Source organism: Alloprevotella tannerae ATCC 51259, assembly GCF_000159995.1.
Taxonomy (GTDB): Bacteria; Bacteroidota; Bacteroidia; order Bacteroidales; family Bacteroidaceae; genus Alloprevotella; species Alloprevotella tannerae.
In genome coordinates, this window is the sequence record NZ_GG700643.1 from 144,925 (window position 1) to 153,190 (window position 8,266).

The following is an 8,266-nucleotide window of genomic DNA, read 5'->3' on the forward strand; positions in this document are numbered from 1 at the left end:
ACACTTTCTCAATCGCAAAGGAGTAAAAATTTATGTCTCATTACAATGAATCAGAGAAAATACTGTTATTACATCAGTATGTAACAAGTGGCTTAACCTTGCATGAGTTCTCTTCTCGTCACGGTATCCCTTTAAGTACATTCCATCGTATTTATACCGAATATGGCTCACCCGACGTCTCGTCAGTAGCATATCTTATGAAAAAAGAAGATATCCCTGTTAAGCTCGAAGCACTCCAAGCGCAGCTTTTACGCGAGCGCAAGGCTCATGAAAAAGAGATCAAACGTCTTGAAAAAGAATTAGCCGTTGAAAAACTTTATGGTTTGGCCAACAAGACGATGATCGACCTTGCCGAGAAGAAATACAACATCCGCATACGAAAAAACTCCGCTGCCAAGTAATCAAGACCTTGTCGCAGGGAAAAGAAAGACAGGAGCCGGTAAGTCATCCTGTCAGTTTACTCTGCGGTTATCTTGGCATAAGCAGACAAGGATATTATCGCCATGTGGATCGTTCTTTGGAGTTGGACGTCCTGCGCAGCAGCATCGTGTTCTATGCGCAGGAGCTTCGCAGCTCTTTACCCAAGGCCGGCATACGCATCCTTTACGAGCTATGCCGTCGCAAATATGCAGATAAGTTTACCATCGGGCGCGACCAATGCTATGAGCTCTTCCGCTCCAATGGTCTGTGCCTTCGCCGTCGCAAACGCCCAAGGACGACCAACTCCAATCACCACTACCACATCTATGAAGACCTTCTCAACACAACGCCCAAGCTACATCCCGCCCGCTTCGGCGAGCTGTGCGTTACGGATATCACCTACGTGGCAACCTCTTCAGGTTGGGCCTATCTCTCCTTAGTAACCGATGCCGCTTCACGTCTGATCGTGGGTTGGTGCCTGCATCCGACCCTTGAGAGACAAGGTCCGATGAAAGCCCTCTCTATGGCCATCGATTTCTACAGAAAGTATAATGTCGAACTCTCGCAACTCATACACCACTCCGACCGCGGCGTGCAATACTGCTGCAATGAGTACGTCGACAAACTCAAATCTCTTGGAATACAAATAAGCATGACACAAAGCGGAGACCCATTGCACAACGCCCTGGCTGAGAGGATGAACAATACGCTCAAGAACGGATGGCTCTTCAGTACAGAAGACAAAAGTCTGCAGCAGGTCAGGCGTCTTACAAAGAAAGCCATCGACCTGTACAACACGTTCAGACCGCATCAGAGTCTGCAGATGAGAACGCCAATGGAAGAAGTCGGAAGGTTGACGGCATAACTTCCTTGGCACACATTATTAAGTCCAACAATAAAAGAAGGAGGTAGAAACAACCGCAACAAGAAAATAAAAGAGTAATTTTGCAATTAGAAGACAACTGTCAACTAACTATGTAGTTAAGAAAAGAACACGACAAGCCTTGCTGAACTTAGCAAATAAACTTGTCAAAGAAGAATGAAATTAAGAAACAAAGTTGTCAACTAATTCTAGGACATTACAAACTAATTCTAGGACATTACAGTATTAAAGGTTGTTACATTCATTACCAAAGTATGGTAATGTTGCTACCAAACTTCGGTAATGTTATTACCAAGAGCGGGTAATAGTGTTACCTACCTTTGATAATTTGAACAACTGCTTTTATTTCCGTTTCTTATTCTGCTCAAATTCAAAGGTGGTGGTATAGTCGTCCTTCATAACCAGTCGGGCATTGAACTTCTTGCCTGCCTTGCTCGTTAATCCTTTGAGGACGGGTGTTCGTCCTATGGTTATCAAATCCCGGATATTGTCCTCGGAGAGCAATGTGCCGCAGACTTCACGAAAGATATGGAAGTCGCAGCCCTCGTTCCTGCACTTGGCAACTTTGGCATAGATGCCGACACTCTGCTGTCTGCATTTTGGGCAGCGGTAAACAGGATAGGACTTTTGTTCGGGAGTAAGTGAAAGGAGTTCCTCACAGATGGTACTTACATAAGAGTTGATGCCTTGTGAGAACTTATCAGATGGCATCTTTCCTGCTTCAATAGCGGCAAGGGCAAGTTCCCAACTGCCTGTCATCTCCGCATTGGCAATCTTCTTGTCCTTGACTATTTCATAGACAGCCAGGCCTTTCTCGGTAGGTATGATGGCTTTCTTGTCCCTTCGGATATAGTCACGAAGAATTAGCATCTCGATGATGTTGGCACGGGTGGCAGGTGTGCCGATACCGCACTCTGCCATCGCCTTCTTGCTTTCTGCATCTTCGACCTCTTTTCCTGCATTTTCCATCGCAGAAAGCAAGGCCGCCTCCGTATAGAGCGGTTTGGGTTTGGTCTTATGTTCCGTGATTTCAGCATTAAGCAGTGTCAGGACTTCACCCTGAGCCAAGTTTGGCAGCGAAGACAAAGCCTGTTCATTTCCGTCCTCTTTCTTCTCCGCCTCATTTGTCTTGTCTTTCTGCACGGCTTTCCAACCTAAGGAGATTTGTTGGTATGCCTTCCAAGTAAAGGTGTTGGTACCGTCAGTAAACCGCACCTGCATACGTTCTTCCTCTGAATCGGGGGAAAAGGCTTCGACAAAGCGATTGACCACCATCTGGTAGATGGTCGCTTCATCTGCCGACAATCCTGATGGCGTTTCACCTGTCGGAATAATGGCGTGGTGGTCGGTTACTTTTGCGTTGTCTACCGAATGGCGATTAAGTGGATTTGATAGTGGCATGCCTATCTTGCGTAGCAGGACGGGTACTTCCTCGGAAACATCCTCGCTGATGTATCGGCTGCCTGTGCGGGGATAGGTCGTAATTTTCTTCTCATAGAGGCTCTGGGCAATCGAGAGGGTCTTGTCTGCTGAGAAGCCATGACGTCTGTTGGCATTTTTCTGCAAGGCAGTAAGGTCGTACAAGAGTGGTGGCGCGGTATGCGTTACCTTTCTTGTGACCGTTTCTACCGTAAGCTGGCTCTGACTGCGAAGTGCAGTGAGAGCAGTCTGTGCCGATGCTTCATTCTCATAGTCTTTACAGCCAATGGCTTTCAGCGACAAACCCTCTTTTTCTGTGAGAACGGATAATTTCCAATAGGGCACGGAAGAAAAATCACGGTTCTCTATGTACCGACGGCAGACCATAGCCAATGTTGGGGTCTGTACCCGCCCCAAGGAATAACCTCCCTTGCGGGCGATAGACAATGCACGGCTTGCATTGATGCCCACCAGCCAGTCGGCTTCGCTTCTTGCCTTGGCAGAATAATAGAGATTATCGTAACTGTTGCCCGGTTTGAGATTAGAAAGCCCCTCACGGATAGCCTTGTCTGTGAGTGAACTTATCCAAAGGCGGTCGAAAGGCTTGTGGCAATTGAGATAGGAATAGATGTATCTGAAGATAAGCTCACCCTCCCTGTTATCACAACTTTAGATAATAGGGATTATCCAAAGTAAAAGATTATCCAAAGCTATATTTTTTATGTGCTAATTATTAGATATTTGCACTCGCTACTTCCAAAAACTACTTTGGATAATAATCCTTTATTCCTGACCTTTTAACCAAGACTTTAGTTTATACATTAGCTCTTGTGATATAATAGCTCATCCACGTTATCCAGACAGATTTCTGTGAAAAAACGAATTAGATATTTTGCGAAATTATTCTTCATGATGGCTCTATGTATTGTTGTATTAGAGAGCACAAATTTCTTTAGGTCTGTTATTAGACATACTTTTATATATTAAAGAAGTGATTATTCCAATCCAATTATGAAGTTACAGAAAATATTACATAACAGAACTAAATAAGTAAATTAAATAAAAGAGCATGATTGTTATGCCAACCATCGCGCTCTTTATTTAATTTAAAATTATTTGTAATTGTACCTAAGCAAAAAGGTACTTCATGCAGTAAGCAATAAATTTCAAACTAAGTCACCAATTAAACCAACGTTGAATGATATTTTTCCTTTTTTTCTTTCTCTTTGGACGATTTTCCATTTCATAGCCACCAACAGAGATAACACAATTATTCCGAATAAAATAGTGCGACTTACACTCCAGATTCCAATTACCAATAGAAGGATTCAAAGAAACAGTTTCTCCGTCAAAAATAAGTTTCCAGCCATTTGGAGAAATTGGCGTAACAACTTCTTTACCACATCCGCAAGCGCATTTATGTATTGCAACACTGTGTTCTATAGAAATATATAAGATTCCATCTTCTAAATTTTCAGGGATATGTTCAATAAATCTATGTATCAAATATTTCATCTGCCACAAAATTAGAGTCATTTGTACTATAAGTGAAATTATGGAATTGCTTGATAGCATGATAAAAACCGCTATATTTTTTCCATTCTATCACGGCTATATTTGCATTGAGGGCATTCAAATCTGCAATCTGAATATTAGTAGCATACTCATTATCTTCATTATTACCCATTGGTATTCGTCTGTCAATGTGATCTCTCTTTTCAGGAGTAACCAAAGTAACTCTAAGTGACCCTATCAGGAAATTATCAACGGTTTGGACACCCATTCCAACATCAATAAGAGGAACATTGTTCTGCTGTAATTCCTTTATTATCATAGCTCTTGCCGCATCATTATCGATACACACAAAAACAAACGACATATTAAACAATTGATAAACATTATCTTTCGTTATTTTTTCTGCATGAGGTTTTATGCCATTATGCATATTAGAATATATTGATGAAAAATAGTTTACTTTTTTTGTGTGCCATCAAAAATTGCTTTGGTTGGTGCCCCTGGTGCTCGAAAAGCATTGTGTTGACAAAAATTATCATCATCATACAGATTTATTTCAGATACAGGAGTTTTTGCAATTAAATCTAATATATAAGAACCAGTACCACCCAAGCCAATAATTGCTATCTTCTGATTACTCAATTTATTGTTGATATTCCAGATATTAGCTCTTGTAGCGTTAGAATCTATATATTGAAAAATAGAACTTTCTTCATTATTAATGACTTTAAATGTTCTGGCAGTCACATTTTTATCTAACGACATAGCAGGAGTGGATATGATTTCAATGTATCTGACCATTTGCTCATAATAATCATTGTAATCATTTTTGGGTTTATTTGAAAAAGAAAAATTTATTATAATATCATCAAACAATGGCGTGTTCGGAGATGAAAGCCTAATTGCGGATATTTCAGAACCGTCTTGGTAACAGGGATATTCTCCCATAAAATTAATAACATGTTTGCTGCAATGTTTCTGATAAGTTACTGTATCATTATTAATATTTAGAGCGACAATCAATTTTCCATATTTAATATCTTTACTCTTATTCACATAGGGTATGTGGTGGGCTATTAGATACCCACCTTTTACCTCAATTTCATACCCCTCATCCATTAACCGTTTGAGGTCTTTATTATGAGCGATTAGTTTCTGTGACATTGAAGTTCATTTTATTGGTTACAGATACACTATCGCCTTTGGTCATTGAACCGTTTGGGTTCTGTTTTGGCCCACCGGAATAAGTTACAGTATAAGCAATAGTTTCAAAATTTGGATTAGGGAAAGCAAGTCTTACAATCTCTTCGTAGGTAATTTTACGTTTTTGCCAGTCTTTTTCTCTACTGTTTACATAGATGATAAAGCGAAGAGGGTGAGGCTTGGAGATAAACTTTTCCACTCCGGGACGAGCCAAGTCTACAATCTCATCATCCGTAATAAAATCATCCTTCCAGCCTTCAGGTAGGTCAAGATAAATTTCATCTTCTGCAGGTATATTACCTAATTGTCGAATTTGAATACCTCGAATGTATTGTTTATACCATGTATAAAGAGTACCATTAATAGTAAAATGCAACTTCTTTTTAACAAAGAAGTATTCCGTTTCTGGTCTTGCCAAATTAACAGTTTTCTCGTTTTCAATTAACTCATCTTCATAAGGCTTACTAATAGATAGAAACAGTTCTGTATCCAAAGGAATACCTGCGATCTGTTTCAATTCCGCACCAGTAATGTACTGGTTACAAGTTTGATACTCTTTACCCTCAACTACGAATTTTAAAGGGATTTTTTTACTTGATGCTTTTGGCATCTGTTTATTATTATTCTCCATAAATATAAACTAATGAGGCTTCTATGTTTATTATCCTGATTCCTGCTAAGTACGAAGCCTCTCTAATACTTCCGGAAACCTTTGCAAAGATAAATCATAAATCTAAATCCACCAAGCAAATCTAAAAATAATTATCGAAAATATAGCAATGCTTATTATTTCAAATGTTTTTCGTATCTTTGTCGACAACTTATAAAAATATAATGTTTATGAAATCATTAGGAAGTACATTAAAGGAGCTAAGAGAGATACACCGATTTACACTTAGACAAGTGGAAGAAGCAACTGATATATCTAATGCTTATCTTAGCCAACTTGAAAATGATAAAATAGCCAAGCCATCAGCTAATGTATTGTATAAGTTGTCTAATATATATAATGTAGAGCTCGATACTTTGCTTGCCGCTGCGGGTATAATAGGAAAAACTTCTTCAAATAAATTATTAAATGCAGTTGCTCTTTCTTCAGACTCCTCTTTGACTAAAGAAGAAGAGGAAGCGTTATTAGATTACCTTCGTTTTATTCGTCAAAAGCAAAAGTAAAATGTGTGTGATACAATCTATAAAAGATATAGAGAAGATTTCATTAGAAATATTAAAGGATAGTAAGAGTTTAGATATTTTCCCAACCCCTATTGATAAGATAGTTTCATATGTTAATTTAACAGTCTCATCTAATGTTGATACCTCGCAAATTCATGAAGGATATAAATCCAAATATCCAGATGTTTTACTTAGGGCATTGGGCAAAGTTCGTGGTTTATTGGTTCGGAAAGAGAAAAAAGTTTATCTTGATTTGAATCAATTAGACAGCCGTAAGAATTTTGTTAAGTTACATGAAGTTGGACATGATGTGTTACCATGGCAGCAAAAATGCTTTGATGTCTTAGATGATGATGATGAAAGTTTAAACTTTGATACCCATGAAGAGTTTGAGGCTGAAGCTAATTTTTTCGCTTCAGTTACCTTGTTTCAGCATGATAGATTTACATCAGCAATCAACAAGTATCCTTTAGATATTGATACCTCAATCCAGTTGTCTACTCTTTTTGGTGCATCCATTCATGCAACTCTAAGAAGATATGTTGAGTATTCTAACAATAGATGCGCACTATTAGTTTTAGAAAAACCATCAAGATGCGGAGCATTACTTAGAAATAAATTCCAATCTCCCAGTTTTACTAATACATTTGGAAAGATGGGTATTCCTAATGTGTTAGATTATTTTGCTTGGCCTTTTGTACTGTAATGTCCTAGAATTAGTTGACAACTTTGGTTCTTAATTTAATTCTTCTTTGACAAGTTTATTTGCTAAGTTCAGCAAGGCTTGTCGTGTTCTTTTCTTAACTACATAGTTAGTTGACAGTTGTCTTCTAATTGCAAAATTACTCTTTTATTTTCTTGTTGCGGTTGTTTCTGCCTCCTTCTTTTATTGTTCGACTTAATAATGTGTGCCGAGGAAGTTATGCCGTCAACCTTCCGACTTCTTCCATTGGCGTTCTCATCTGCAGACTCTGATGCGGTCTGAACGTGTTGTACAGGTCGATGGCTTTCTTTGTGAGACGCCTGACCTGCTGCAGACTTTTGTCTTCTGTACTGAAGAGCCATCCGTTCTTGAGCGTATTGTTCATCCTCTCGGCCAGGGCGTTGTGCAATGGGTCTCCGCTTTGCGTCATACTTATTTGTATTCCAAGAGATTTGAGTTTGTCGACGTACTCATTGCAGCAGTATTGCACGCCGCGGTCGGAGTGGTGTATGAGTTGCGAGAGTTCGACATTATACTTTCTGTAGAAATCGATGGCCATAGAGAGGGCTTTCATCGGACCTTGTCTCTCAAGGGTCGGATGCAGGCACCAACCCACGATCAGACGTGAAGCGGCATCGGTTACTAAGGAGAGATAGGCCCAACCTGAAGAGGTTGCCACGTAGGTGATATCCGTAACGCACAGCTCGCCGAAGTGGGCCGGATGTAGCTTGGGCCTTGTGTTGAGAAGGTCTTCATAGATGTGGTAGTGGTGATTGGAATTGGTCGTCCTTGGGCGTTTGCGACGGCGAAGGCACAGACCATTGGAGCGGAAGAGCTCATAGCATTGGTCGCGCCCGATGGTAAACTTATCTGCATATTTGCGACGGCATAGCTCGTAAAGGATGCGTATGCCCGCCTTGGGTAAAGAGGTGCGGAGCTCCTGCGCATAG

General features: G+C 40.0%; 9 protein-coding genes and 1 pseudogene. 4 read left to right on the forward strand and 6 right to left on the reverse strand.

The genetic code is table 11. The annotated features are described in order from the left end of the window. The first annotated feature begins 32 nt into the window (after window positions 1–32). Window positions 33–401: a transposase gene (locus tag GCWU000325_RS11540; RefSeq protein ID WP_083787993.1), complete on the forward strand. Its 369-nt coding sequence runs from the start codon at window positions 33–35 to the stop codon at window positions 399–401. 8 nt (window positions 402–409) lie between these two features. Then, the gene (locus tag GCWU000325_RS06605) at window positions 410–1,285 is read left to right on the forward strand and encodes an IS3 family transposase (protein ID WP_040599454.1); all 876 of its coding nucleotides are present in this window, start codon (window positions 410–412) and stop codon (window positions 1,283–1,285) included. Window positions 1,286–1,645: 360 nt separating this feature from the next. Here GCWU000325_RS06605 and GCWU000325_RS06610 read toward each other — a convergent pair. From GCWU000325_RS06610 to GCWU000325_RS06625, 5 genes and pseudogenes are all read right to left on the reverse strand, one after another. Further along, a pseudogene (locus GCWU000325_RS06610) lies at window positions 1,646–3,379 on the reverse strand (type IA DNA topoisomerase); the annotation flags it as partial. 519 nt (window positions 3,380–3,898) lie between these two features. Further along, window positions 3,899–4,237: a DUF6527 family protein gene (locus tag GCWU000325_RS06615; protein ID WP_006255541.1), complete on the reverse strand. Its 339-nt coding sequence runs from the start codon at window positions 4,235–4,237 to the stop codon at window positions 3,899–3,901. Beyond that, window positions 4,218–4,667 (reverse strand): hypothetical protein, encoded by a 450-nt coding sequence (locus tag GCWU000325_RS12255; RefSeq protein WP_006255542.1) that lies wholly within the window; start codon window positions 4,665–4,667, stop codon window positions 4,218–4,220. The genes GCWU000325_RS06615 and GCWU000325_RS12255 overlap by 20 nt, the downstream gene beginning before the upstream one ends. Window positions 4,668–4,693: 26 nt before the next feature. Then, window positions 4,694–5,401: a DUF6791 domain-containing protein gene (locus tag GCWU000325_RS12260; protein WP_006255543.1), complete on the reverse strand. Its 708-nt coding sequence runs from the start codon at window positions 5,399–5,401 to the stop codon at window positions 4,694–4,696. Further along, window positions 5,376–6,071, reverse strand: coding sequence for a multiubiquitin domain-containing protein (locus GCWU000325_RS06625; RefSeq protein ID WP_006255544.1), 696 nt, complete (start codon window positions 6,069–6,071; stop codon window positions 5,376–5,378). The genes GCWU000325_RS12260 and GCWU000325_RS06625 overlap by 26 nt, the downstream gene beginning before the upstream one ends. A 209-nt stretch (window positions 6,072–6,280) precedes the next feature. Here GCWU000325_RS06625 and GCWU000325_RS06630 point away from each other — a divergent pair, with 209 nt between their 5' ends. Both GCWU000325_RS06630 and GCWU000325_RS06635 read left to right on the forward strand, forming a co-directional pair. Continuing rightward, window positions 6,281–6,613: a helix-turn-helix domain-containing protein gene (locus GCWU000325_RS06630; protein ID WP_211205530.1), complete on the forward strand. Its 333-nt coding sequence runs from the start codon at window positions 6,281–6,283 to the stop codon at window positions 6,611–6,613. Between the two features lies 1 nt (window position 6,614). Further along, window positions 6,615–7,319: an ImmA/IrrE family metallo-endopeptidase gene (locus GCWU000325_RS06635; RefSeq protein WP_006255546.1), complete on the forward strand. Its 705-nt coding sequence runs from the start codon at window positions 6,615–6,617 to the stop codon at window positions 7,317–7,319. A 214-nt stretch (window positions 7,320–7,533) separates the two neighbouring features. Here the strand turns inward: GCWU000325_RS06635 and GCWU000325_RS06640 are convergent. Next, on the reverse strand, window positions 7,534–8,266 hold a 733-nt coding region (locus GCWU000325_RS06640), incomplete at its 5' end, for an IS3 family transposase (RefSeq protein ID WP_006255547.1).

Excerpts from the sequence above, each read along its gene's own strand:
- GCWU000325_RS11540 (WP_083787993.1), top strand. The coding sequence starts at position 33 with ATGTCTCATTACAATGAATCAGAGAAAATACTGTTATTACATCAGTAT.
- GCWU000325_RS06615 (WP_006255541.1), bottom strand. The coding sequence starts at position 4,237 with ATGAAATATTTGATACATAGATTTATTGAACATATCCCTGAAAATTTA.
- GCWU000325_RS12255 (WP_006255542.1), bottom strand. The coding sequence starts at position 4,667 with ATGCATAATGGCATAAAACCTCATGCAGAAAAAATAACGAAAGATAAT.
- GCWU000325_RS12260 (WP_006255543.1), bottom strand. The coding sequence starts at position 5,401 with ATGTCACAGAAACTAATCGCTCATAATAAAGACCTCAAACGGTTAATG.
- GCWU000325_RS06625 (WP_006255544.1), bottom strand. The coding sequence starts at position 6,071 with ATGGAGAATAATAATAAACAGATGCCAAAAGCATCAAGTAAAAAAATC.
- GCWU000325_RS06630 (WP_211205530.1), top strand. The coding sequence starts at position 6,281 with ATGAAATCATTAGGAAGTACATTAAAGGAGCTAAGAGAGATACACCGA.
- GCWU000325_RS06635 (WP_006255546.1), top strand. The coding sequence starts at position 6,615 with ATGTGTGTGATACAATCTATAAAAGATATAGAGAAGATTTCATTAGAA.